The sequence below is a fragment of the Pedobacter sp. NEAU-ZC8 genome (assembly GCF_059278965.1).
In genome coordinates, this window is record NZ_JCAJXC010000011.1 from 86,536 (window position 1) to 109,703 (window position 23,168).

The window sequence follows — 23,168 nt, forward strand, 5'->3', positions numbered from 1 at the left end:
AAGACGAAGCCTATTGAAATTATTATCTTCGTGCCTATGTACCGTTTTATAAAACCTGTTTTTTTCCAGCTTGATCCGGAGAAAGCGCACTATTTTGTAACCCGTAGGCTAAACTGGTTCAATACACACTTTCCGTTTGGAAAAACGATCTTGAGAAGCAGTTTTGGAGTAAATATCAAAGGGCTGGAACGAGAGGTCTTTGGAATCAAATTCAGCAATCCTGTGGGCCTAGCCGCAGGTTTCGATAAAAACGGTGAGTATATTGAGGCATTGAGTAACCTCGGCTTCGGTTTCATTGAGGTTGGTACCGTTACTCCGCTTCCTCAACCAGGCAACGACAAACCAAGAATGTTTCGTCTGGTGGATGACAATGCCATCATCAACCGTATGGGCTTCAATAACAAAGGGGTGGATACGCTTGCAGAAAGGCTACGCCTGCTCAAGTCCAAAGATTCTAAAATTGTTATCGGCGGAAATATTGGAAAGAATAAGAATACCCCCAATGAAGAAGCCGTAAACGATTACATTAAGTGTTTTGACAGGCTCTTCGATGTGGTGGATTACTTCGTGGTGAATGTTAGCTCACCGAATACACCAGGCCTTCGTTCCCTTCAGGAGAAAGGACCTTTAAAGGATATTTTAAACGCTTTGCAGGCAAGAAACCTGGTGAACGGCGTTAGTCGTCCGATCCTGCTGAAGATTGCCCCAGATCTAACGAACGAGCAGTTAGACGACATTGTAGAGATTGTTCAGGAAACCAAGATCGCAGGGGTAATTGCGACAAACACCACTATTGACCGTAACGGACTTTATAGTCCTGCTCAGGTCGTCAAAGAAGCTGGCGGACTTAGCGGGAAGCCGTTGACGCAAAAGTCTACTGCGGTTATCCGATATCTTGCAGACAAGTCCGGTCGTTCTTTCCCGATTATCGGGGTAGGGGGGATACACAGTCCTGAAGATGCAAAAGAGAAACTAGCGGCTGGTGCCTCACTGATTCAACTTTATACAGGATTTATCTATGAGGGGCCGGGACTGGTTAAAAGAATATGTAAGGCGCTCGTGTAGAAAAAACCAGCGCATAAAAAAAGCGGTCACCTGTTACAGATGACCGCTTTTTTTATGCTTTAATGCAGATTAACCGTTAGCAGCAACTAGTTGTGCAAGGATTGCATTGTTCTTAGCCAATTGATTGGTAGTCGATTGTTGTGAACGGCTTCCTAATTCAATGTTAGTTGCTAATTTCAAACGTTTAACTTCTAAACGAGAAGTTGTTTTATTTTTTCTGTCTTTTCTTTTTAATCTCGTTACTGCCATGGTCTTACCCTTTAAGTTTTTAAATTTAAATAAATCTGGAGGTCGAGAGCGGATTCGAACCGCTGTAGAAGGTTTTGCAGACCTCTGCCTAGCCACTCGGCCACTCGACCCTTTTATAATTCAGGCTGCAAAAATAGTAAATATAACTTAGGTTGCAACTTATTTGTATAAATTTCTACTAATCTCGGCACATATTATTGCAGCGGAAATTGAAACGTTCAGAGACTCAGCGGCTCCAATGCGTGGAATGGTGATTTTGCTGGAGATCAAATTGGCGACTTCATCAGAGATCCCCTGACCCTCGTTACCTAGAACCACCAATCCTTCCTGTTGCCATTCAACCTGATACAAATTCTCGCCATCAAGCATTGCAGCATAAACTGGTATTTTCAGGTGCTGCAAATATGTAGGCAAGCTGGTATAGCAAATATCAACGCGGGCCAGTGAACCCATAGTTGCCTGCACGGTTTTCGGATTGAAGACTTCGACCGTGTTTGTAGAACAGATGATGTGCTTAAAACCAAACCAGTCGGCCGTACGGATTATGGTTCCCATATTACCCGGATCCTGGATGCCATCAAGTACCAGCGAGAATCCAGCCGATAATGCTTCCGGAGCAATCACGTGGTTCTCCGGAGTTGCAATTAATGCAAGAATTCCCTGTGGGGCCTGCAGCGTACTAATCTTTTCGAGTTCAGCGTTGTTTACTTCAAATAACTTTATATTTGAAGCCAATTTAGGTAGTAAAGATTGGTATTGAGGCAGATAATAGATACTTTGTATCTGGTACTTTGAAGAAAAAAATTCCATTAAAGTTTTCAGACCTTCTACAATAAATAGCCCATGCGCTTTACGGTACTTTTTTTGGTGTAACGATTTAATAAACCCTATCTGAGATTTTGAAAGCATACCTGAATCATAAAAAGAAGCACAAACTTCCTGCAATATTACTGTTTATTATTCTCTTTGTTACCGCATGTTCTTCTACAAAATACATTCAGGACTATCAGGCAATCGTTAAGAATGTGGAAATTGATAGTGTGCCAAAGCGTTATAATGAGGAAGCACTTAATTATGTTCAGAAAGATATTCGTCCGGCACCCAAATTCGGAATAAACGTAGGGCTATATAATCTCTTTTACGGGTTGTTTAAAACGAAGGCCGTAGGTTCACCCGCCCCGGTGTTGGATAGTGCCCTGGTAGAAATATCGCGGAATCAGATTGAAAAGTTCCTGGTTAGTAAAGGCTATTTTAAAGCTCAGGTTGATGCGCAGATAGCGGTCAAAAATCAGCGTGCTGATGTGCTTTTTAAGGCAAAACCCGGGCTTCCTTTTTCAGTGAATGATGTGCGGTTTGACATTGCAGATAGTGCGATGAAAAAGCTTTATATCGAGCACAAACATCAATTCAGCCGTTTACATTCCGGTATGCAGTACGACGATGATTCACTTGCATTTGAGCGAGAGCAAATTTATGAGTTGATGAAGCAGAATGGCTATTACGACTTTTTGCGTCCGTATGTGAAATTCTCTGTAGACTCGAACTTGAATAACAACAAGGTAAACGTGGAATTGCAGGTGGACAATCCAGAAGGCAGGAGCCGGCATGAAGTTTTTACGATCGGTCAGACCAACATTTTAATTGCACCTTCTCCCGATGGCTTTCCACAACGTGACAGCATTAAATTAAATCCAAATAGCTATAGGGACATCCGCTTTACGGATATCTCAGGAAACTTCCGGCGCAATCCCATTGTGCGATATGATTTTTTAAAGCCCGGCGATAAGTATGACATTAGAAATGAAGCACTCACTTATGATAGGCTCTATGAGCTAAATGTCTTTAAGAATGTAAAGATCGATTATTTAAAGGCCAAAGACAGCTCCAACAAGGTAGAGCCACTGATCAGGCTTATTCCACAAAAGCGGATGAGTAACCGGATCGAAGGCGAAGTGCCCTTTAATGCGGGAACTGTTGGTTTTACCTTGAGTAATACGTATACCAATAACAACATATTTCGTGGCGCCGAACGATTTGAGTTTCAGGTGAAAGGCGGCTTGCAATCGAGGATCGGAAATGGTCGTTCATTATTCAGCGAGATCTACCAGCGTGATTTTTCGGTGAGTGCAAACCTTGCGGTACCAAGGCTTATTGTGCCCTTTGATGTACCTTTGATGGGGAAAAGCGGGATGCCCTTTACAACATTCTCATCCAGTTACGTCTATTCCCTGCAGAAAAACCTATTCAACAGGAAGGTATTCTTGAACTCGATCACCTACGACTGGGTAGAGACAAAAACCAAAAGACACTCGTTGACGCCATTAAATTTTGAATATCGCTTTGGTGGGCTATTGATTGACACCACAACGGAGAAAGGGCAAGAACTTATTGCGTCTAATCTTTACAACATCAACTTGCTGGATCGTAGAGATATCACCTTGGGGGTAAAATATACCTACACGGTTAATGCAAACAAGTTACTCTCCACGGAAGACTTTCTTTACTTCCGTGGAAATATCGATATGGCGGGTAACTTGCTTCAGGGCATTACCAGCATCGGCGGCGGCGGACATAATCCAGCAGCTGGTGATTATGCGAAGGTATTCGGCTTGCCATTTAACCAGTATGTACGCCCTGAGGTGGATGTTCGCTACTATAAGAGTCTTGGCGGTGCACGCCAGTTTGTAGCCCGTATAAATGCCGGGGCGGGATATGCGTACGGCAACTCGACAGAAATTCCATTTGAAAAGTTATTCTACGCGGGTGGTTCTAATGGCGTTCGGGCATGGCAGGCAAGAACCCTTGGTCCTGGTAATTATAATCGTGCAGAACGCATCCCGAATGAGGAAAACAGAAGAACGCTTTATGGCATAGACCAGTTGGGGCAAATGCACATCGAAGCAAACCTGGAATACCGTTATATGCTGCTCGACAAGTTCTTCGGTGCACAGTTGAAAGGTGCCGTGTTTTTGGATGCCGGAAACGTTTGGAACATCAACTCCAACAATAATCAGCCAGAAACAACTTTCAAGTTTGCGCAACTTGGAAACCAGCTGGGCATAGGTACAGGACTGGGTTTCCGTTACGATGTGGATTTTTTTGTCTTCCGCTTCGATGTGGGCCTGAAGTTAAAGGATCCGCAATTCCGGGGTGGCGATCAGTGGGTGATCAAGAAGTTCTTCAGCGGTGGACAGGAGTTTAAAGATGAATACTTCCGCACACATAGTCCTGACGGCTATCGTTTTGTGCAATACAATTTCGGAATCGGTCTACCTTTCTAAGTTGCTAAAACAGCCGTTTAAGCGCGTCGAAGATTGTTTCGAAGAAGGTACCAATGCCCAAGCCGCTGCTGTGATTGAAGTAAATTAAGATCAGGAAAATGATGATGCCCAGGATGAGCAGCTTCCTGAAAAGAAAAACGAGCACTACAATAATCAATGGGATAATCACCAACCACATGGAATTTACCGTGTAAGGGTTTAGGCTTCCATCTTTTTTATGAACATATACCAGTTTGCTATGCGTGCCTTGGTCGTTGGTGTGTTTGATGTAGACAAAGGCGGAGCGCTCCAGCTGCAGCGGGACAATCGCAACGCCGTCGTGGAAGCGTAGGGATTGTGAAAATCCGCTTACCGTGAAGGTGTAAATGCCGTTGATTGTCTCCTGAGGATTTTCCAGGGAGTCTGCTGCAATGATTGCAAGTTTGCTGTTTTTAAGCAGGCTTTCCTTGACTATAAAGTTGTTAATGTCTAATTTCTGGCTAAATACAGCATTGCTCAAAGTGAGTAGGAGCAGGAAAAAACCGAATCTTAATTTAAGCATCGTTGGTTGGAAAATTATTCAAATGTAGTAAAACCGCGTGTTTTTATTGATACTGCTTCATAATTTGCCTCGCCGATGTTGCAAGGCAATTTTTTATCTACGTTTAATGATATGTCGTGGGATTGTATATCTTTGCGCCATGTTCCCGTAGTTCAATGGATAGAATTTCTGATTCCGGTTCAGACGATATGAGTTCGAATCTCGTCGGGAACACCAAGAAGCCTCTTAGATATCAATAAGAGGCTTTTCTTTTTTAAGCAGTTTCCCCAACATTGGTGTTGCCTTTACCTGCTTTCGTTCAAAACATGTTCGCTGGGGTTCAAATATTCACATTATCCTTCACGTTTGTCATTTTGCGGCTATTTCGAAACACATTTACGGTACATTTGTCCTGAGAGCGTTAATGGATTAGGGCAGCCGGAGGGTTGCCCTTTTCTGTTTTGCTCAAATTACGAATTAAGATTTGTTTAGGAAAAGCGATTGCAAACATCTCTGATGCAGACTTGACTGTCAACTCAGGCATGTACTCTTTGTTTAAAGCTGCTTCAATTTTGTTGTGCTTTGCAGGCAGCTTCGAGTGCATTTTGGCATTGTTTTTAGAAACTAAAGGTGTTCGTAGAAAATGTGAACTAAATAAAGCAAAAGCGTTTTTTTTTAAAATAAAAACCCACTTTTGCAATCTTGTAAACAGGCAGACATGTAAAAAAGGATTCTATGGAAGAAATGATTGTGGAAGAAGTAGTTGAATTATTGGAGCAGGCTGATGATGCTCAATTAAAAGACTATCTGGACAACCTCAACATTTCTGATGTCGAACATCTCATCGATGAACTTCCGGAACATGCCGTCAAATTCATCGATACACTTGCGGTAAATCGTGCCGTAAATGTGTTCCGAATTCTGGACTTTCCAACGCAGGAGCGTATCTTAAAAAAACTTCCTGGAACTAAACTGGCGGAACTGATCAACTTACTTCCTCCCGACGATCGAACAGCGCTTTTCAGCGAGCTAAAAGGGGATGCAGTTAAAAAGCTGATCATCCTGCTTCCCGCTGCAGACAGGTTGGAAGCCTTATCGTTGCTTGGATATAAGGAAAACAGCGTTGGACGTTTGATGACACCGGACTATGTTGCGGTGAAAACGCATTGGACCATCGCTCGTGTAATTGAACATATCCGATGGTATGGCAAAAATTCTGAGACCATCGATGTCATCTACGTCATTGATGATGATGGTGTGTTGCTGGATGACATCCGGATCAGGGAAGTATTGTTAGCCGATCCACAGTCCAAGATTGGTGATCTGGCCGATAATCGAACCATCGCACTGAATGCCAATGATCCCCAGGAAGAGGCGATCAATGTGTTCAGGATGAATAATCGTGTAGCATTGCCCGTTGTTGATGACAGCAACGTCTTACTTGGTATCGTGACCGTTGATGATATCCTCTGGCTGGCCAATGAAGAGTATACTGAAGACATTCACAAAATAGGGGGTACCCAGGCACTTGATGAGCCTTACCTGGATATGCCGCTGCTCGGACTGGTGAAAAAGCGTATCGGCTGGTTGGTGGTGCTTTTTCTTGGAGAGATGCTTACTGCAACTGCAATGGCACATTTTCAGGAGGATATTGAGAAGGCCGTTATTTTGGCCATGTTTGTTCCCTTAATCATCTCGAGCGGAGGAAATAGTGGTTCGCAAGCTTCTACATTAATTATACAGGCTATGGCTCTTGGTGAAATTACCGTTAGCGACTGGTGGCGTATTATGCGCAGGGAAATTCAATCGGGGCTCTTGCTTGGGGTAGCACTGGGCGCCATAGGGTTTCTACGGATATTTGCCTGGGCGCAGTTTACGGACATCTATGGCCCGCATTGGTTGCTCATCGGCCTAACAGTTGGTGTAGCCTTAGTTGGCGTAGTGCTATGGGGATCTTTATCCGGCTCTATGCTGCCCCTTGTGCTGAAAAGATTAGGTGCCGACCCTGCAACCTCTTCTGCGCCCTTTGTGGCTACATTGGTGGATGTTACCGGCTTAATCATCTATTTTTCTGTTGCGGTAATGTTTCTCAAAGACGTACTTCTGTAATTTTTTTAGCTGAATCTATGTAAGAACAACTCAATTACACGTTAAATAGCCGGCGGCTCCTAATCCGCCTTAATACTGATCCTAAATACCTAATATAAACCTATCAAAATGCTTAGAAAACTTAAGAGCCTGCTGCAAAACCGCGGCGAGTTTCCCTCACGAATCAGAAAACGGAATGACGTCTTTTGGTCTGCACCTGATGCAAGGGAGATTAAACTGGTAAAACACAATGCAAATGATCCAATAGAGAAATGGAGAGATGCTCCGAATTGGCAGCGCAAGCTCAGCAATAAAGCAAACTCCAGGGAGTTTGCTGCAAAATTCGGATCAAGACTGCCTGACCTATATTTTAAAGGCGCTGATGTCGAGAACATAGATTTTGCTTCATTGCCCAATAATTACGTAATCAGACCCACAATTGGTTTTGGTTCGGCCATGGTTTTCGTAATGAAAGATGGTGAAAACCTTTTTGATCATACCCGTTATGAACATGAGGAAATAAGAGCAATTCTGAAGAAGATGATTTCAGAGCGGCCTGGTTTGGAAGTGCTGGTTGAAGAATTCTTGCAGAATGAGCAAGGCGAATATGGCATTCAAACTGATTACAAGTTCTATTGTTACAAGGGTGAAATTGCATGTTGTTGGGTGATCAATCGCGAAAGCCCAAGTACTGGAAATGGTTCTTATTACGACGAAAAGTGGACTAAGCTAAAGATGGTAAATAGCCTGTACCCGCATCGGTATGAACCGGCGAAGCCTAAATGTTATGAAGAGATGGTGGAACAGGCGAGAAAACTCAGTATAGCCTATGATATTTTTGTAAGAGTGGATTTTTATGCCACGCCTAAAGGTGCCGTGTTCGGTGAATTTACACCTACACCTTCTATGGGGAAAATGTACACCAGCTATGGAAAGAAGTTGCTGTTAAACTACTGGGATAAATATTGCCCGGGCGAGATCTAAGAATAAATATCAAGATTCATTTATAAATAAAGGGCAGGTGATTATTCACCTGCCCTTTATTTATAAATGGATTTAAAATCTTAAACGTTGAAACGGAAGTGCATAATGTCGCCGTCTTCAACAACGTAGGTTTTTCCTTCAACGCCCAGCTTTCCTGCTTCTTTACAGGCAGCTTCAGAACCAAGTGTTACAAAGTCATTGTACTTGATCACTTCAGCACGGATAAAGCCTTTTTCGAAATCGGTGTGGATAACACCTGCGGCCTGAGGTGCAGTGAAACCCTTGGTAATGGTCCAGGCTCTCACTTCCTGAACGCCCGCAGTAAAGTAGGTGTAAAGGTCAAGTAAGCGGTAAGCTGCTTGTATAAGCTTGTTAACGCCCGACTCGGTAAGTCCCAGGTCAGCTAGGAACTCCTGACGTTCTTCGTAGCTGTCAAGTTCCGCAATTTCAGATTCAATCTTCGCAGAAATGATCAGGATTTCTGCCTGCTCATCTTTCACCGCCTCACGTACACGGTCAACGTACTCATTTCCATTGATGACCGAATTTTCGTCTACGTTGCAGACATACATAACAGGCTTTTGGGTAAGCAAACCCAGATCTTTGATAAACTCAAAGTCATCGGCTTCAACCGCTGCGGAGCGTACGGATTTTCCAGCCTCCAGGTGGTTTTTTATAATGCTGAGGATGTCAAATGTTCTTTTTGCTTCCTTGTCAGTTTTGGCCATTTTTTCAACTTTTTGAATACGTTTTGTTACGGTATCCAAATCTTTAAGCTGAAGTTCGGTGTCTATAATTTCTTTATCACGAACGGGATCTACAGAGCCATCCACATGAATAACGTTACCATCTTCAAAACAGCGTAGCACATGGATGATTGCACTTGTAGCCCTGATATTTCCGAGGAATTGATTTCCAAGTCCCTCACCTTTCGAAGCGCCTTTTACTAGTCCGGCGATATCAACAATCTCGATGGTATTTGGTTGTACTTTATTCGGCTTCACCAGCTCCGCAAGCTTTGTAAGTCTATGATCAGGAACAGTAATAACGCCAATATTCGGTTCGATGGTGCAGAATGGAAAGTTGGCCGCCTGGGCCTTTGCGTTTGATAAACAGTTAAATAAAGTAGATTTTCCGACGTTCGGTAAACCAACTATACCACATTGTAATGCCATGAATGATTTTTTCTAGATTCGCCGCAAAGGTATCAAAAATAATTTTTAAGTTTAGCCACATAAATCAACGCGGAATAGAGCAATATGGAAAATTATAATGAGCCGGAAATTGGGCAAGAGGAAGAGGATAGTGCGATTAGGCTTATCATTACGGAAGACGTGCGCAGCTATATTTACGAAACGGCGAAATGGACAAAGTTTCTTTCCATTGTAGGCTTTATCCTAACCGGATTGATGGTTATGGTGGCGCTTAGTGTTGGTTCTGTGATGGACAGCATGGCCGAAATTCCTGCTTATTCAGGTTTGGCAGCGATGGGGTCGGGACTATTTATATTCTTTTATCTTTTACTTGCTTTGGTATACTTCTACCCAAGTTTCCTGATGTACAAGTTTTCCAGCTCCGCTAAGCTCGCGGTTTTATATGGAAGCCAGGAAGGCCTGAGTGAGGCTATGGCAAAGTTGAAGTCCATATTTAAGTTCTGGGGTATTCTAACCATTGTATTTATCTCTTTATATGTGCTCATGATCATCCTGTTCAGCATTGGAGCAGGTATCGCAGCAGCATAAATGACAAAGCTCCTGCTAAAAGGCAGGAGCTTTGTTTTCAATCTTATGTTTGAAGGTTTTAATTTCCTTGGCAAGCATTTCTTCAAATACGGGGTTCATCATTTTCGAAACCCCTACACCAAGTCCGCCTGCCGGTGGCCGGTACGACAATACAATCTTTAACAAGGTTCCTGCACCATCGGGTGTTTGCTCAAATTCTACGCGGCCTACATGAGGCAGCATTGAACCTTTTACTGCTCTCCAACCAATCAAGTGCCCAGGTTCATCCTTCACGATTTCTGCTTCCCAGTTTATCGGGAGAAAGCTTCCAAGTACATTGGATTTCCATTTAGATAAATTTTCATCCACCATCTCCACATCCATCAAATGATTGATGCTTGCTGGAATGTTGCTCAGGTTCCGCCAGTAGCTGTAAACTTCTTGAGCGGGTTTGTCAATTACAAACTCACCTTTGATATTTACTGCATGCTGCTTCCGGGCATCAATACCGAGTTGATCATAGATCACACATCTTCCTGAGAAGCCACGGTAGGTCAGGTATGCTCCATACCAGAATCTGGATTTAAATGGATTTGCTATGCCTTTGCTCAAGAGTGCTCCGCCCAAGAACACGGAAACAAGCCGTTCCTTGAACCCGAGGTTGCGTCGGAATTCCCTTTGTATCGAGAAATTCCCGGAGCGCAGCTTTAATGTTTCATCATGAATTACCATCTTTTGTCTTTTTAGTTATCGCCTCACCAATGGTGTTAACATCCTCTTCCGACAGCTCACCCCATAGTTGCTCCCATTTACCTTCTGACTCCAAGCGAATTTGAGTAAGTTCATTCTCATCGTCAAATACGATAAAGTATTCTATACTGTCACTTGTTTCGTCTGGTTTAACGTGTAAATTTCTCTGCTGTCCGTTTAAGGAAACTTCAATTTTGAAGTCGGGATTACTTGTTCCTAAGTCTGCCATGATCGTTGTTTAAGTACAATTAATAACAGTTTTTAGATTCTTCTGTTTTAAAACTTAAAATTTTGCCCCTCGCCATGCAACTTTTTGGAGCGATCAACGTCTTATTGTTAAATCTAAAAACATGAGAAAAGTATATCCATTCCTACTTGGAGCGTTATTGGCAAGTTCCGGCCTTCAAGCATCGACAGTTTTGCCCTCTACATTTCACAACTATGAACTAAGGAGCAATCCAGATGTTAAGAACTTTCATGGACTGGCGATTCAGGGTCCGATTCAGGTGTTTGTAAAGATAGGGAACACGGAAAGTCTTCGAATGGAGGCAGATGAAGAGGTATTAGCGTCATTGGTTATGGAGGTAAGAGGAAACATCTTAGTTATCCGGCCAAAGCCAAGCATCACCAGCTGGGCTAAGAAGTATGAAGATAAAAAGATCGTAGCCTATGTAACGGCGAAAACATTGACCAGTTTGACCATGAGCGGAAACAGTTCCATTGAAGTAAGCGGAACCATCAATGCTGAGGAACTTACAACTACCCTCAGCGGAAGTGGTCGGGTTTCGGCAACTGTTGACGTGGATAAGCTGACATCTGTAATCAGTGGTTCCGGACATCTGGATATCAAGGGTAGGGCAGACCGCGCAGACATCACCATGAGTGGTGCCTCCAGATTTGCCGGCAAAAGCCTGAAGGTTGATGTACTGAATACCCGTATGAGTGGGGCAGGACGCGTTGACATTCATGCCGATCAACAAATTGATGCCCTGATCAGCGGATCCGCTCAGGTAAATTACAGTGGCAATGCCAGTGTAAAGAAACGCGTGATTGGATCCGGTGGTGTGAATAAGATTTAATGCGGAAAGTTACGCTGGTGCCAGTATGGGTACACTGGCGTAACATCCGACACCTGATCAAGTCGTGCGACTTGTTCAGGTGTTAAATTCCAACCTACTGCACCTAGATTCTCTTTCAGTTGCTTTTCATTCCTTGCGCCTACAACCAGACTGCTGATGGTGGGCTTTTGAAGCAGCCAGTTTAAGGAAACCTGTGGGATGCTTTTTCCGGTTTCCTCAGCAATCTCCTGCAAAACATCCACAATGTTAAACAGAAATTCGTTACTGACATCCGGACCTTGCCCGCCACCTTGGCTATACCGGCTATCCGCTGAAGGTGCAGGATTATTCCTGTTGATTTTTCCGCTCAGGCGACCAGATGCCAGCGGGCTCCAAACGATGGTACCAACCTCTTGATCTATGCCCAAAGGCATAAGCTCCCACTCAAATTCCCGGTTAATCAAAGAGTAGTACGCCTGATGGGCGACATAGCGGCTCCAGCCGTACCGTTCCGAAATGGAAAGTGACTTCATTAAGTGCCATCCGGAAAAGTTAGAACAGGCGATATACCGCACCTTGCCTTGTTTCACAAAATTATCCAGCGTACTTAGTGTCTCTTCTATGGGGGTGCTTGCATCAAAGCCATGCATGTGGTAGATGTCGATGTGATCTGTTTTAAGGCGTCTTAGACTATCATCGAGTGCTTTGCTCAGGTGGTATCTTCCAGAGCCAAAGTCATTAACGCCGGGCCCCATACGAAAGGTTCCTTTAGTTGAAAGTATGTAGTCATGCCTTGAAATGTCTTTCAATGCTTCTGCGAGGATCTCCTCCGACATGCCATTTGAATAGCTGTTTGCGGTATCAAACAGGTTTAATCCCGCATCCAGGCAAAGGTTAATAAGCTGTCTTGCTTCATCAACCTGAGTTGTTCCCCATGCTTTGAAAAACTCGTTTCCACCGCCAAACGTTGCCGTGCCAAAACTTAGGGCAGGCACCTTTAGTCCTGACCCACCTAATCTTTTATATTCCACAATGGTTCTTGTTAAATCTGAATGCTATCTACTTTGCTGAACGTGTGTCGGCGTTGTAATTTCGGCAGCGGCACGAGGGGTTTGTTTGTTGCACTGACCAAGTGCCCAATAAATCAATACGAAAATGATAATGGTCGAAAAGCATCCACCACCAAGTTTTTTTGCGCCGTATCCAGCAATCAGCGTTTTAAAGAATCCATTCATGTCTTTCAGTTTAGTTAATACTAATGATTAACATTCTAAAAGAATAAAAGGTTTTAACCTGCAATGCTACCTTATTTTAGCTTTTTAGACCCTGAAAGATTATACCTCAGGAAGAAGGCTTGCTGGTTGTCCATGATGCCATCAGCGTAATGATACGTAAATACAAATCTTCCGCTGATGTTTTTGAAGAGGATGGGCGTCCAACCGAAATCAATTCTGTTGTAGGTTTTAGCATCATAAAACTTGTCGCCCAAAATCAAATGATGACCCTCTCCTGCATAGAACGTATTCGTAATACTAAAGCGCTTGTAACCAGCATAGAGGTCGGCAACAAAGCCTTTGGGGGTTACAAAATCCGATACACTTCGAGTTCTTTCAAACGATATCATTCCGCCTCCAGCAATTGTTAAGGAATCCAGGAAGGTTGATCTGGATAGATCCATACCTATTTTGACTGTTGCAGCGCCGTTGTCCTGCAAGTTGTCGCCTGGAACTTCTATTGCTGCACCAGCATTGTGGAACATGTAGGCGTGGTGGCTAACAAAGAATTTTCCTGGTTGATATTTACCCGCAAGTCCAAAGATGAAAGTTTCACGGTCAATATCCGTCTGTCTGCTGGTCCAATCCAGCCAAATGATTTCCCTGAATTTACTGGTTTCATATTTACCCAGCATACCCTGCACATTCGGGCGGTAATAGTTGAGTGTGTCAGATAATAGTGCACGCGGATAGTCATCAACTAGGTTTAAACGAGGAAAGGATCCAATGAAGAAATCTATTTTGTTTTTCTGGTACTGATAATAAATTACGGGTTCAATCTTGTCGAAGAAATTAGCGCGTTGTGAGCCGAACTCATAGAGTGCATTGAAGCCGACGCGAAGTCGGTGTACACTATCGATCCTTAGTCCAAGCTCTGGCGATATCCTGCTACCGAAGATTGTTTGAGAGTATCTACCGGATTTCATGTATTCACGGTTATCCATGAAGCCGAAAAAGCTAAGGTTGCCTTCGAGTTCCTGTGCGTTACTGATCGTCACGCTGAATAGCAGCAGGCATAACATAAAAAGCCTGCGAATAAAGGAGTTTGTATGGTTCATATTATTTAACATTCATATTAATCATTCCACTGTTTCTGGATCCGGGAAATGGCGCTGTTCTGACTGCGATAAAAAGCTTGTATTTTCCAGGTTTTCTGGGCGCCTGTATGCCAACAGTAAACCTGGCACTTCCTTTTGCCGGAATTTTGATCTGCTTGTATGCTTCGGTGATGGACTTCACCTGAACAACCTGCCCCTGCTCGTAAAACCCATAAAGCAGTTCGATCTTTGCCTGACCCTGGAGGTCAGAAAAATCAACTTCCTGATCGTAAGGGTTGTGAATCAGGAAAGTCGTGTTCCTGCTTTCAGCAGCGCTCCAGTTTTCATCGTAATACTCGGGACTGAATTGTAACTTTTGGTAGAGTCGTGCCGGCTCTATAAACCTGCCGTATAGCGGACCTTTATTGGTGCTGATCTCTATCTGGGTATGCTCATCTCCCTGAGCAGGACGATCGAGCAGGTATAATACTTTTTTAAACTGCAGGCTATCTTCCAAAGGCCAGATGTCAAATTGTGTTTTGCGGTACCCATATGAGTTATAGCCAAATCCTTTCAGGCTGTTTGTATAGAAGTTGTAATAGGAAGGTGCCTGAAATCCGTCTTGAAAAATCACAGGATGACCTGCGGCGGCTTTCTCGATCGACTTGGCCCAGGATTGATAGCCGTAATAGTTTGCCACAAACTTAATGCGCTGTAATGCAGGAGGTGCAGCGATCAAAATCAAGCGTGTGAGTAGGATCAGACCAATATTCAAGGCAAATAAGTTGTAATAGCTTTTTTTCATGCCTCGTTCGGCAATATAGACATAGGCTAAAATAAAGAGCGGTATGAATTCAATTAATGGCCAATGTGCCTGAACCCTGCCTTTGAAGGTGTTGAAGAAGAAGAAAACAAAAACACCGTAGACCAGGAATTTCAATCCTTTCAGAAACAGGTCTTGTTTTACGGGCTGCTTCCAGGCGGTTGTGATCAGAAACCAGCCCATCAATGGACCCATCATCAGTAGTTGATCGAGAAAATACTGTGCTGTATACTCAAACTTGTAGGGGCTCGCCGAACGCTCAAAAAGATGGTATTTAACAGATGGAAATTCATTTAAATATTGCCAGTAGATGTGCGGCGCAAATAGGAGCAATGCAAGCGCCATGGCTAACCAGAAAGATGGCCGTTTAAAAAGAGCAAGATTCGAAAGCAGCATAAAGAAAATAACCAGTACGCCATGGTATTTACTGAGCAACAAAGCGGCCGCCAGCAGTCCCAGCGCTAAAGCCCAACCCAGCTTGTAAGCCTTCAGATATTGCTGGTAGGCATATAGAAAAAGAATACTGAAAAAGTAAAGTGGTGCATCGGGTGTGGTGATAAAACCATAAACATGGAAGACCAGCACGGAACTAAAAAGCAGTATAAATAGCGGCAGATGTTTGGTGTATGGCTTAACAATGTGCCAGAGCACCAGGATAGAAGCTGTATTGGTAAAAACGGTAACGAGCCGTAAGCCGAGCGGATTGTGCATGAGCCAGTCGCCAACCTTGATGTATACCGCCACCATCGGCGGATGATCGAAATAACCCCAGTCCAGAAATTTAGAGTATATCCAGTAGTAAGCTTCATCAGGATGTAACCCTGTAAATGCTGCTTGTATCAGGTTGATGAGAAACCAGATGCCCAGAAATACATATAGCAGTTGCGTTGAAGACCGATTCTGTTCAAATCGCTGGAATAAACGAGCCATGTAAGTTTTTATGGCGTAAAAGTATCAAATATTCTCGGTAGCGGAAATTATACACTCGTCCCGGCCCCCTAGCGAAGACTGGAAAGTCATTTTTTTTATATTTGGGAATACAACAAGATTATGAACATAACCCAACCTACCAGATTATTAATTGCATCTGCCTTAATGTGGAGCTTTTCGGCATCAGCCCAGGACAAGTTCGGAGCTGTTTTCAGCCAGATCAATGCTGACGTGCAGCAAAACTCAAAAGCCTATCCCAACCTAAAATCCGCTACGGAAACCATCGGACATCGGTTAACCGGCTCGGAAAATGGCGCAAAAGCAGAAGCATACGCTTACAACCTATTAAAGTCCTACGGATACGATGTCCGGTATGAACCTTTTGAGGTGGAGAGCTGGAACCGGATTAGCGTAGAAACTAAAATCGGTTCAGAAGGTAATCTGCAATTGATTAACTCAGTTACATTGGCACATTCACCTGTAAAAGCAAGTATATCTGCTGAACTCGTGGATATGGGTAATGGTACAGAGGCTGATTACCAAGCCAATCCGGATAAAGTTAAAGGAAAGATAGCTCTGGTATTTCTTGGAACGCTACCCGGATCTCCCGAAAATACGCCCAGGCTTCACCGGTCGGAGAAAACCGCTTTAGCTACGCAGTATGGGGCCACAGGCATTGTAATCATTAATGGTGTAAAGGGCGATGTATTATTAACAGGTACGGCATCTGTTACCGGAAAACTCATTCCAATTCCCGCCGTTTGTATCGGGCTGGAAAACGGTATGCGCATCAAAGAAAGCCTTAAAAGCAACAAGCAATTCGCAAGTATCAACATGACCAATTTCTCGGGCATGATCAAGGCTAGGAATGTGATCGCAACACTAAAGGGTACGTCAATTCCAAAGGAGAAAATTGTAGTTGGCGGTCACCTTGATAGCTGGGATCTGGCGACAGGTGCTATTGACAATGGTATAGGTTCTTTCGCGATTTTAGATATGGCAAGAACATTTAAGAAACTGAATTTAAAAACAAAACGTACCGTAGAATTCGTGATGTTTATGGGTGAGGAGCAAGGCCTTCTAGGATCGAAGGCTTACGTGGCGCAAGCAAAGAAAGATGGCACATTAGAGCAGGTGAAGTTCATGCTGAACTACGACATGACCAATGATCCAAAAGGATTTTCAACCAGTCGGAAGGAAATGCAAGGTCTGTTTACTTCCTGGGGCGCAGAGATCAATAAAATAGATACTGGATTTAAAAACCTCTTTACCGCGGGTGCTGGTCTGCATAGTGATCATCAGCCCTTCATGCTTGCTGGTATACCTACTGGTGGTGGTGCAGGTGGTAAGTTGCCCAATAACTCAGGACCATTCTATCATTCTAATGGAGACTCCTTCAAGCTTGTAGACGAGCAAGGGCTTAAGAATACCGTGCGATACAGCGCGATGCTGACCTATGCCTTAGCAAATACGCCTGAAATCCCGGTTAAGGTGCAAACTGAAGAGGAGATCAAAACATTCCTGCAAGCAAATAATCTTGAAACACCATTACGTATCGCAGGTGATTGGCGCTGGGAGTAACGACCTAATTTATAATTAGTTATTAGCTTGTGTGGGAGCTTAAATAATCTTACCTTTGCAAACTTGTTTTCACAGTGCAGCAATGCACTGCTATTAACCACATTATGAAGAAAATCGTCGATTACAGAAAATTATTAGGTGTACAGAAAGATACCGAGTTAAAAGAACTTAAAACCATTTATAGAAACCTGATGAAGGACTGTCACCCTGATAAATTTCAGGACAATGACGAAGAGAAATTAGCTGCAGAACAAAGGAGTAAAGAGATTATTGAAGCTTACCACTTTTTAGTAAGTATAGCACCGGAAACACTATCACTATCTATTGAAGAATATACACAGACCACTGCTACCTGTGGCATCGCTGATTTTTCATGGGCAGGATTGGTGCTTACCGTTCACTTTTTAGATGGTAGCAGTTATGAATATTTCGAAGTGCCAAAAGCTGTTTATGTTAAACTTGTAAACGCCGACTCACCAGGTCGTTTTGCAAGAAGACATATTTTTAGTGTATATCCTTACCGCAACATTGCAAAACTGGCAACAGCTTAATTTTAGCGATCAGGACAATAAAGCATAGCGATTAACGTCTTTATTAAGAGCGTTAATTAGATGACGGGGAGATTTGCGAAAGCAATCTCCCCGTTTTTGTTTTATCTTTTTTCCTGTTCTTTAACCGTCGTAGGTTTGCCATCATTGGCCTGAACCGGAGCATCGCCCGTTTCAACCTCCACCTGCCGCGTTGTTACTGCGTAGTGGTTTGGATGGATTGGTGAACCAAAATCCATAGCATAGGCCTTGGTAAACTCTGCGCCAAAGTAAAGGATGATTGACGAATAATAGGTCCATAGGAGTAGTACAACCAAAGAGCCGGCAGCGCCATAGGTACTTCCGACGTTACTCTTACTGATGTAGAACGAGATCCCGAACTTACCGATCATAAACAGCACCGCTGTCACCACAGACCCTAATGCGACATCCCGCCATTTGATTTTTGCGTCCGGCAAGACTTTAAAGATAACACCGAAGATGAATGAGATTACCACCAGTGTTATGATCTGACCTAGTACGTTCACAACAATTACCGAGGTGTCCTCGAAATTTCGGAACAGCCGGTCACTTAAACCTTCAATCGCCCAGGTAACACCAAGGGAAACCAGCAGGATGAAAACCAGGCTTACGATAACAGAGAACGACAGAAAGCGGTTAAGCAGCATCTTTACCAGACCCAACTTTGGTTTTGGCTTTAAACCCCAAATCGTATTAATTGAATCCTGTATTTCTGCAAATACAGTCGTAGCACCCACCAATAATGTCACGGCACCAATAATTATAGCAATGGTACTTCCACCACTAATCGCCGCATTTTTGATGATGTCCTGCAGGGACTTCGCGGTGTCTGCACCCATGAAGCCTTCCAACTGCTGATAAACTTCTCCTTCAATGGCCTCTCTGCCTAAAAACACGCCGCAGATTGAGATGATTAAAATGAGCAATGGACCCATTGAGAATACCGTGTAGTAGGCTAATGATGCGCTGAGTTTGGTGACCTTATCGTCTGAGAAACCAGCGAAGGAGTCTTTTAAAAGCTTCCAAATGTCTTTGAACTTCATTTTTTTCATAGTTTGCCTTTTAGATTGTTTATGGAACAATGTTGTAACCTTTTAGTTTTTCCAGGGCTTGATTCTTCGAATCTGAGCTTAGTATCTTCTATTTAGGACAGCTGTTGGCTTGATTGTTTAAGAATGTTCTTAAAAAAATAAAATCTTATATTTACAGTTATACTTTAAAGCCTGAACGATGAAAAGAACATTCAACACAACGCTTAATCACACTGCTGTGAATCTTGGACTTCTTGTTTTGCGAATTGGTATTGCCTGTTTCATGCTCACCCATGGATGGCCAAAACTGATGAAAATATTGGGAGGTGGCGAGATTCAATTTCTGGATCCCTTTGGCCTTGGTGCTACGCCTTCTTTTATCCTGGCTATTTTTGCTGAAGTGCTGTGTTCAATTTTAATTCTGTTGGGGTTGGCTACCAGGTGGGCAACCATTCCTTTAATAATTACCATGTTGGTGGCGATATTTGTAGCACATGCTACTGACGGCTTTCAGAGACAGGAATTACCGGCACATTATGTCCTGGTGTATTGCTTCCTGCTACTTGTAGGTCCAGGAAAGTATAGTCTGGATTATTTTATCAGCAGGAAAATGAGCAGGAGGTACAGAAGCTTCTAAGCTCTTAACTTGAGCTCAAACTCAATAAGCTTCCCAATCTCATCAATGTTAAAGTCGGCAAAGGGCGGTGCAAAATCACCGGTACTCCATTGTCCTTTGGAACCCATAAAGAAGGGACAGTTATCACCATCCTTGTAAATTTCATAGCCATTAGGTGTCCCCTTCATTTCTGAAACGTCGTAGGTTGTACCCTTAGCTGTTGTAATTGCAAAAGACTTCATGAGACTGCTTTCTTACTTAACGGTTTAAGACCTTCAATGTTTTATGTGGTCCATTAAATGCATTTCACTATTATTACCGTTATAATAGTACCTAAAGAAAAATAATGAGAAAAATCCTATTTGTTTGCATGACCTTTTTGATTGTATGTGGTTGCGGCGTAAATAAGCAAGCACAGCAAATTGCGGCCTTGGAAAAATGCAGCTATAAACTACTTTCTGCTGAGCAGATCACCGTCGGTGGCACTGATGTCAGCAATCTGGTGAACATGGAGAAACTGAACCTGGCCAGTCTTCCAGGCCTCGCTCTGGGCTTGCTTACGCAAGATGTGCCACTAAAAGCCAAACTTAACCTGGAGATAAAAAACCCTACATCAACCGCTGCTGCGATAAATAACTTTGAATATCAGGTTTTGGTCAATAATCAGGAGCTTGCTACAGGATTGGTGGACCAGCTTGTAGATGTACAACCAGGTGGAACAACGGTTGTGCCGGTCAACATCAACCTGAATGCCTACCGATTTATATCGAACAAGCAGGTTATGCAGGATATTGCCAACCTCCTGCAGTCCGATTCTGGTGCTACGGAGTCTAAGGGTTTGTTAACGGTGAAAATAAAACCGAGCATTAAGGTTGCAGGTGCATTGGTAAAATATCCCGGGTTCTTCACAATAAATAAAGAAATTACCCGAAAAATGCTATTCAAATAACCGCCAATCACCTTTCACTTGAAGTTTTAATATTTACTTGAAGTCCTAAGCAAACCTGCGATCAAACGACATATGAAATTAAAAACGCTTCCCATTTACCTTATTCTACTTTTTCCTTTTTGCCTGTATGCGCAGTCACAGCGCTCGCTGAATGCGGCCGAGATTAAGCAGGGCCTTGAAGCTTTAAATGTAACCGGGCGAGTATTGTACATTGCCGCTCATCCGGACGATGAGAACACCAGGCTTTTGGCATTCCTCGCTAAAGGGATGAAATTCAAAACAGCTTACCTTTCACTCACCAGGGGTGACGGGGGGCAGAACTTAATCGGTACCGAGCAGGCTGATTTGCTTGGACTGCTGCGTACACAGGAGTTGCTGGCTGCAAGAAGAATAGATGGTGCGGAGCAATTTTTCACCCGGGCGAATGACTTTGGATTCTCAAAGACTTCCGAGGAAGCTTTGGCTTTTTGGGGTGAGCAAAAAATTCTTGCTGATGTTGTCTGGGTGATTCGAAAGTTTCAGCCAGACGTGATCATCACCCGTTTTCCCGGCGATGCCCGGGCTGGCCATGGCGCGCATGCGGCTTCCGCAATCCTTGCCGAAAAAGCATTCAGCCTTGCTGCCGATCCAAAGCAGTTTCCGGAGCAGCTTGCTTATGTGAAGCCCTGGAAAACCAAGCGCATTGTCTGGAATACCTTCAACTTTGGCGGTAATAACACGACCTCAGATGAGCAACTGAAGCTGGATGTTGGTCAATATAACACCTTGCTTGGTCAAAGTTTCGGCGAGATCGCCGCGGAAAGCAGGTCAAGCCACCGAAGCCAGGGATTCGGCTCCATGAAACAGCGCGGGTCTGCAATGGAGTACTTCGAGCATCTGGCAGGTACACCAGCGAAAAAGGATCTTTTTGAAGATGTTAATAGTGCCTTAAGCAGATACCCCGGCATGCAGCAGGTGCAGGTACTGGTTGATGATATCAATCAGACTTATCAGGTTAATGCGCCATATAAGTCACTCGATAAGCTGCTTAAGCTGAAAGCGCTAAGTCGCAATTTGCCCTTTGAACATTCAAAATTAAATGAGTTGATTTTGGCTTGTGCGGGTATTTGGGTAGAAGCGGTGGCCAGGGCCCCTGTGTATGCGGTATCAGAACAGGGTACCATGCAACTGGAGGCATTGTCCAGGCTGCCTGCTGAATTCCCAGCCCAGGTTCAGCTGATCATTGACGATGAAAAGCCTGTGGAGCTACCAGCAGGCCAGCTGCAGCGGATAAACCGTACCTTAAAGACTGTGGCTGCCGAAATTACGCAACCGTACTGGCTCAGCAATCCGCACGGTATCGGTTCCTATGAATTTTCCGGTGTCAATAATCTTGCTGCACCAGAAAGTAAGGCGCTCTCACCAGGTAAAATCGAAATCAGCATCAATGGCACGCGGATCCCTGTAGAACGTGCATTAATCTATAAATATGCAAACCCGGCAATCGGGGAAATCTATCAGCCGGTCGTTGTTGCACCACCAATTACAGCAACATTAAAGGAGAAAGCTTACGTGTTCAACAACCAGGTTGCCAGGAAGATCGCAGTTTCTGTGAGAGGCTTCGCGCCGAACGCAAAAGGCCAGCTCAAGATCAAAGCACCGCTGGGCTGGACAATTTCACCCGCTATGATCGACATCAACCTGGAAGGCCGTGGATCTGAGGAGCAGTATGAACTTACCGTCAGCCCCAAAGCAGATGCAAAGCCTGGGATGTTACAGCTGGAAGTCAGCACCGCGGGAGCCACTTATCACCATGGCTTCCTGCAGATCGATTATGAGCACATTCCAGTACAGACCTTGTTCCCAGCTTCCGAGGCAAGGCTAGAGCAAGTGGATCTCAAGTTTGCGGGTAAAAATATCGGATACATCCCGGGGGCGGGCGACCTCATCCCGCAGGCGCTGAAGCAAATTGGATATGAGGTAACCGTCCTTGAGCATAATTTATTGATGAATGGAGATCTTTCCAGATTTGATGCAATTGTAACAGGGGTAAGGCTCTATAACATCAATGAGGACATGCCTGCAATCCAAGCTAAACTATTAAACTATGTTAATAATGGGGGCACCCTGGTACAGCAATACAATGTTAATGCACCATTGAAGGTCAACCAGCTTGGGCCATATCCTTTTACAATAAGCCGCAACCGAGTTACAGAGGAAGATGCTATGGTGAACTTCCTGAGACCAGATCATGCTGTGCTTAACTATCCAAATAAGATCACTCCAAGGGATTTTGAAGGCTGGGTACAGGAACGAGGCATCTATTTCGCCGACAATCTTGATCCAAAATATACGCCGATCTTGAGTATGAAAGACAAAGGCGAACAGCCTGCTTCCGGATCACTCATTGTGGCGGACTATGGAAAAGGTAAATATATTTACACTGGTTTAGTTTTCTACAGGGAATTACCTGCAGGTGTACCAGGAGCATACCGTTTATTTGTAAACTTACTATCAGCGGGTGCCTCGGACAAGCCGTCGAAGTAAAGAAGAAATGGAAAATCATGATCGACAATAAGGAAAGACAGGAACTACCGCCATTTGTGAAGACATGGAAGCAGTTCTATGCGCTACTCGTTTTATGGCTGGTGATGCTTATCCTT

General features: G+C 43.8%; 24 protein-coding genes and 2 tRNA genes. 12 read left to right on the forward strand and 14 right to left on the reverse strand.

Features of this window, described 5'->3' with window-relative positions; genetic code table 11:
- Positions 1 to 36 precede the first annotated feature (36 nt).
- Positions 37 to 1,065: a quinone-dependent dihydroorotate dehydrogenase gene (locus AC5WJX_RS10420; protein WP_440430256.1), complete on the forward strand. Its 1,029-nt coding sequence runs from the start codon at positions 37 to 39 to the stop codon at positions 1,063 to 1,065.
- A 69-nt stretch (positions 1,066 to 1,134) separates the two neighbouring features.
- On the opposite strand, the gene AC5WJX_RS10425 is transcribed toward AC5WJX_RS10420, so the two are convergent.
- The 3 genes from AC5WJX_RS10425 to AC5WJX_RS10435 form a co-directional block, all read right to left on the reverse strand.
- Positions 1,135 to 1,314: a spore protein gene (locus AC5WJX_RS10425; RefSeq protein ID WP_188627233.1), complete on the reverse strand. Its 180-nt coding sequence runs from the start codon at positions 1,312 to 1,314 to the stop codon at positions 1,135 to 1,137.
- Between the two features lie 36 nt (positions 1,315 to 1,350).
- Positions 1,351 to 1,424, reverse strand: a tRNA-Cys gene (locus AC5WJX_RS10430).
- A 49-nt stretch (positions 1,425 to 1,473) separates the two neighbouring features.
- Positions 1,474 to 2,223, reverse strand: coding sequence for a TrmH family RNA methyltransferase (locus AC5WJX_RS10435; RefSeq protein ID WP_494484457.1), 750 nt, complete (start codon positions 2,221 to 2,223; stop codon positions 1,474 to 1,476).
- On the opposite strand from AC5WJX_RS10435, the gene tamL reads away from it, so the two are divergent.
- Positions 2,214 to 4,595, forward strand: coding sequence for a translocation and assembly module lipoprotein TamL (gene tamL, locus AC5WJX_RS10440; protein WP_494484458.1), 2,382 nt, complete (start codon positions 2,214 to 2,216; stop codon positions 4,593 to 4,595). The two genes, AC5WJX_RS10435 and tamL, sit on opposite strands and share 10 nt — an antisense overlap.
- 4 nt (positions 4,596 to 4,599) lie before the next feature.
- On the opposite strand, the gene AC5WJX_RS10445 is transcribed toward tamL, so the two are convergent.
- Entirely contained in the window at positions 4,600 to 5,136 is a 537-nt protein-coding gene (locus AC5WJX_RS10445) for a hypothetical protein (RefSeq protein WP_494484459.1), read from the reverse strand.
- Positions 5,137 to 5,277: 141 nt separating this feature from the next.
- Between AC5WJX_RS10445 and AC5WJX_RS10450 the strand changes: the two genes are divergently transcribed.
- Positions 5,278 to 5,352: transfer RNA gene (locus AC5WJX_RS10450), tRNA-Arg, on the forward strand.
- Positions 5,353 to 5,536: 184 nt separating this feature from the next.
- Here AC5WJX_RS10450 and AC5WJX_RS10455 read toward each other — a convergent pair.
- A complete protein-coding gene (locus tag AC5WJX_RS10455) occupies positions 5,537 to 5,815 on the reverse strand; it encodes a hypothetical protein (RefSeq protein ID WP_494484460.1) in 279 nt (92 codons plus the stop codon).
- A 35-nt stretch (positions 5,816 to 5,850) separates the two neighbouring features.
- Here AC5WJX_RS10455 and mgtE point away from each other — a divergent pair, with 35 nt between their 5' ends.
- Positions 5,851 to 7,224, forward strand: coding sequence for a magnesium transporter (mgtE, locus tag AC5WJX_RS10460; protein WP_440430260.1), 1,374 nt, complete (start codon positions 5,851 to 5,853; stop codon positions 7,222 to 7,224).
- Between the two features lie 108 nt (positions 7,225 to 7,332).
- Positions 7,333 to 8,187: an ATP-grasp fold amidoligase family protein gene (locus AC5WJX_RS10465; protein ID WP_494484461.1), complete on the forward strand. Its 855-nt coding sequence runs from the start codon at positions 7,333 to 7,335 to the stop codon at positions 8,185 to 8,187.
- Positions 8,188 to 8,267: 80 nt separating this feature from the next.
- Here the strand turns inward: AC5WJX_RS10465 and ychF are convergent, their stop codons facing one another.
- Positions 8,268 to 9,362 (reverse strand): redox-regulated ATPase YchF, encoded by a 1,095-nt coding sequence (gene ychF, locus AC5WJX_RS10470; protein ID WP_440430262.1) that lies wholly within the window; start codon positions 9,360 to 9,362, stop codon positions 8,268 to 8,270.
- Between the two features lie 84 nt (positions 9,363 to 9,446).
- On the opposite strand from ychF, the gene AC5WJX_RS10475 reads away from it, so the two are divergent.
- Complete coding sequence (locus tag AC5WJX_RS10475; RefSeq protein WP_494484462.1) at positions 9,447 to 9,929, forward strand: hypothetical protein; 483 nt, start codon at positions 9,447 to 9,449, stop codon at positions 9,927 to 9,929.
- A 15-nt stretch (positions 9,930 to 9,944) separates the two neighbouring features.
- Here AC5WJX_RS10475 and AC5WJX_RS10480 read toward each other — a convergent pair whose 3' ends face one another.
- Positions 9,945 to 10,640: an SRPBCC family protein gene (locus tag AC5WJX_RS10480; RefSeq protein WP_494484463.1), complete on the reverse strand. Its 696-nt coding sequence runs from the start codon at positions 10,638 to 10,640 to the stop codon at positions 9,945 to 9,947.
- A complete protein-coding gene (locus AC5WJX_RS10485; protein ID WP_494484464.1) occupies positions 10,627 to 10,887 on the reverse strand; it encodes a hypothetical protein in 261 nt (86 codons plus the stop codon). The genes AC5WJX_RS10480 and AC5WJX_RS10485 overlap by 14 nt, the downstream gene beginning before the upstream one ends.
- Positions 10,888 to 11,008: 121 nt before the next feature.
- Between AC5WJX_RS10485 and AC5WJX_RS10490 the strand changes: the two genes are divergently transcribed.
- Positions 11,009 to 11,737 (forward strand): head GIN domain-containing protein, encoded by a 729-nt coding sequence (locus AC5WJX_RS10490; RefSeq protein WP_494484465.1) that lies wholly within the window; start codon positions 11,009 to 11,011, stop codon positions 11,735 to 11,737.
- Here AC5WJX_RS10490 and AC5WJX_RS10495 read toward each other — a convergent pair.
- The 4 genes from AC5WJX_RS10495 to AC5WJX_RS10510 all read right to left on the reverse strand — a co-directional run bounded on the left by AC5WJX_RS10495 (position 11,734) and on the right by AC5WJX_RS10510 (position 15,780).
- On the reverse strand, positions 11,734 to 12,747 hold the full coding sequence (locus tag AC5WJX_RS10495; RefSeq protein WP_440430267.1) for an aldo/keto reductase: 1,014 nt from the start codon (positions 12,745 to 12,747) through the stop codon (positions 11,734 to 11,736). The genes AC5WJX_RS10490 and AC5WJX_RS10495 overlap by 4 nt on opposite strands.
- Before the next feature lie 24 nt (positions 12,748 to 12,771).
- A complete protein-coding gene (locus AC5WJX_RS10500) occupies positions 12,772 to 12,951 on the reverse strand; it encodes a hypothetical protein (protein WP_494484466.1) in 180 nt (59 codons plus the stop codon).
- 71 nt (positions 12,952 to 13,022) lie between these two features.
- Positions 13,023 to 14,048, reverse strand: a complete 1,026-nt coding sequence (locus tag AC5WJX_RS10505) for a lipid A deacylase (RefSeq protein ID WP_494484467.1) — start codon at positions 14,046 to 14,048, stop codon at positions 13,023 to 13,025.
- 1 nt (position 14,049) lies between these two features.
- Positions 14,050 to 15,780, reverse strand: coding sequence for an ArnT family glycosyltransferase (locus AC5WJX_RS10510; protein ID WP_494484468.1), 1,731 nt, complete (start codon positions 15,778 to 15,780; stop codon positions 14,050 to 14,052).
- Between the two features lie 120 nt (positions 15,781 to 15,900).
- On the opposite strand from AC5WJX_RS10510, the gene AC5WJX_RS10515 reads away from it, so the two are divergent.
- Both AC5WJX_RS10515 and AC5WJX_RS10520 read left to right on the forward strand, forming a co-directional pair.
- Positions 15,901 to 17,361 (forward strand): M20/M25/M40 family metallo-hydrolase, encoded by a 1,461-nt coding sequence (locus tag AC5WJX_RS10515; protein ID WP_494484469.1) that lies wholly within the window; start codon positions 15,901 to 15,903, stop codon positions 17,359 to 17,361.
- Between the two features lie 104 nt (positions 17,362 to 17,465).
- Positions 17,466 to 17,912: a KTSC domain-containing protein gene (locus AC5WJX_RS10520; RefSeq protein WP_440430272.1), complete on the forward strand. Its 447-nt coding sequence runs from the start codon at positions 17,466 to 17,468 to the stop codon at positions 17,910 to 17,912.
- A 101-nt stretch (positions 17,913 to 18,013) separates the two neighbouring features.
- Here the strand turns inward: AC5WJX_RS10520 and AC5WJX_RS10525 are convergent, their stop codons facing one another.
- Positions 18,014 to 18,982, reverse strand: a complete 969-nt coding sequence (locus AC5WJX_RS10525) for a YihY/virulence factor BrkB family protein (RefSeq protein ID WP_440430273.1) — start codon at positions 18,980 to 18,982, stop codon at positions 18,014 to 18,016.
- 178 nt (positions 18,983 to 19,160) lie between these two features.
- On the opposite strand from AC5WJX_RS10525, the gene AC5WJX_RS10530 reads away from it, so the two are divergent.
- Positions 19,161 to 19,598, forward strand: a complete 438-nt coding sequence (locus AC5WJX_RS10530) for a DoxX family protein (protein ID WP_494484470.1) — start codon at positions 19,161 to 19,163, stop codon at positions 19,596 to 19,598.
- Here AC5WJX_RS10530 and AC5WJX_RS10535 read toward each other — a convergent pair.
- A complete protein-coding gene (locus AC5WJX_RS10535; protein WP_494484471.1) occupies positions 19,595 to 19,819 on the reverse strand; it encodes a hypothetical protein in 225 nt (74 codons plus the stop codon). The two genes, AC5WJX_RS10530 and AC5WJX_RS10535, sit on opposite strands and share 4 nt — an antisense overlap.
- Positions 19,820 to 19,923: 104 nt before the next feature.
- On the opposite strand from AC5WJX_RS10535, the gene AC5WJX_RS10540 reads away from it, so the two are divergent.
- Entirely contained in the window at positions 19,924 to 20,526 is a 603-nt protein-coding gene (locus AC5WJX_RS10540) for an LEA type 2 family protein (protein ID WP_494484472.1), read from the forward strand.
- 72 nt (positions 20,527 to 20,598) lie between these two features.
- Positions 20,599 to 23,052 (forward strand): PIG-L family deacetylase, encoded by a 2,454-nt coding sequence (locus AC5WJX_RS10545; protein WP_494484473.1) that lies wholly within the window; start codon positions 20,599 to 20,601, stop codon positions 23,050 to 23,052.
- Positions 23,053 to 23,168: the final 116 nt, after the last annotated feature.

Coding starts and splice junctions, on each gene's coding strand:
- AC5WJX_RS10445 (WP_494484459.1), bottom strand. CDS start 5,136: ATGCTTAAATTAAGATTCGGTTTTTTCCTGCTCCTACTCACTTTGAGC.
- AC5WJX_RS10425 (WP_188627233.1), bottom strand. CDS start 1,314: ATGGCAGTAACGAGATTAAAAAGAAAAGACAGAAAAAATAAAACAACT.
- AC5WJX_RS10480 (WP_494484463.1), bottom strand. CDS start 10,640: ATGGTAATTCATGATGAAACATTAAAGCTGCGCTCCGGGAATTTCTCG.
- AC5WJX_RS10465 (WP_494484461.1), top strand. CDS start 7,333: ATGCTTAGAAAACTTAAGAGCCTGCTGCAAAACCGCGGCGAGTTTCCC.
- AC5WJX_RS10515 (WP_494484469.1), top strand. CDS start 15,901: ATGAACATAACCCAACCTACCAGATTATTAATTGCATCTGCCTTAATG.
- ychF (WP_440430262.1), bottom strand. CDS start 9,362: ATGGCATTACAATGTGGTATAGTTGGTTTACCGAACGTCGGAAAATCT.
- AC5WJX_RS10535 (WP_494484471.1), bottom strand. CDS start 19,819: ATGAAGTCTTTTGCAATTACAACAGCTAAGGGTACAACCTACGACGTT.
- AC5WJX_RS10540 (WP_494484472.1), top strand. CDS start 19,924: ATGAGAAAAATCCTATTTGTTTGCATGACCTTTTTGATTGTATGTGGT.
- AC5WJX_RS10530 (WP_494484470.1), top strand. CDS start 19,161: ATGAAAAGAACATTCAACACAACGCTTAATCACACTGCTGTGAATCTT.
- mgtE (WP_440430260.1), top strand. CDS start 5,851: ATGGAAGAAATGATTGTGGAAGAAGTAGTTGAATTATTGGAGCAGGCT.
- AC5WJX_RS10545 (WP_494484473.1), top strand. CDS start 20,599: ATGAAATTAAAAACGCTTCCCATTTACCTTATTCTACTTTTTCCTTTT.
- AC5WJX_RS10520 (WP_440430272.1), top strand. CDS start 17,466: ATGAAGAAAATCGTCGATTACAGAAAATTATTAGGTGTACAGAAAGAT.
- AC5WJX_RS10505 (WP_494484467.1), bottom strand. CDS start 14,048: ATGAACCATACAAACTCCTTTATTCGCAGGCTTTTTATGTTATGCCTG.
- AC5WJX_RS10490 (WP_494484465.1), top strand. CDS start 11,009: ATGAGAAAAGTATATCCATTCCTACTTGGAGCGTTATTGGCAAGTTCC.
- AC5WJX_RS10420 (WP_440430256.1), top strand. CDS start 37: ATGTACCGTTTTATAAAACCTGTTTTTTTCCAGCTTGATCCGGAGAAA.
- AC5WJX_RS10485 (WP_494484464.1), bottom strand. CDS start 10,887: ATGGCAGACTTAGGAACAAGTAATCCCGACTTCAAAATTGAAGTTTCC.
- AC5WJX_RS10500 (WP_494484466.1), bottom strand. CDS start 12,951: ATGAATGGATTCTTTAAAACGCTGATTGCTGGATACGGCGCAAAAAAA.
- AC5WJX_RS10525 (WP_440430273.1), bottom strand. CDS start 18,982: ATGAAAAAAATGAAGTTCAAAGACATTTGGAAGCTTTTAAAAGACTCC.
- AC5WJX_RS10475 (WP_494484462.1), top strand. CDS start 9,447: ATGGAAAATTATAATGAGCCGGAAATTGGGCAAGAGGAAGAGGATAGT.
- AC5WJX_RS10435 (WP_494484457.1), bottom strand. CDS start 2,223: ATGCTTTCAAAATCTCAGATAGGGTTTATTAAATCGTTACACCAAAAA.
- AC5WJX_RS10510 (WP_494484468.1), bottom strand. CDS start 15,780: ATGGCTCGTTTATTCCAGCGATTTGAACAGAATCGGTCTTCAACGCAA.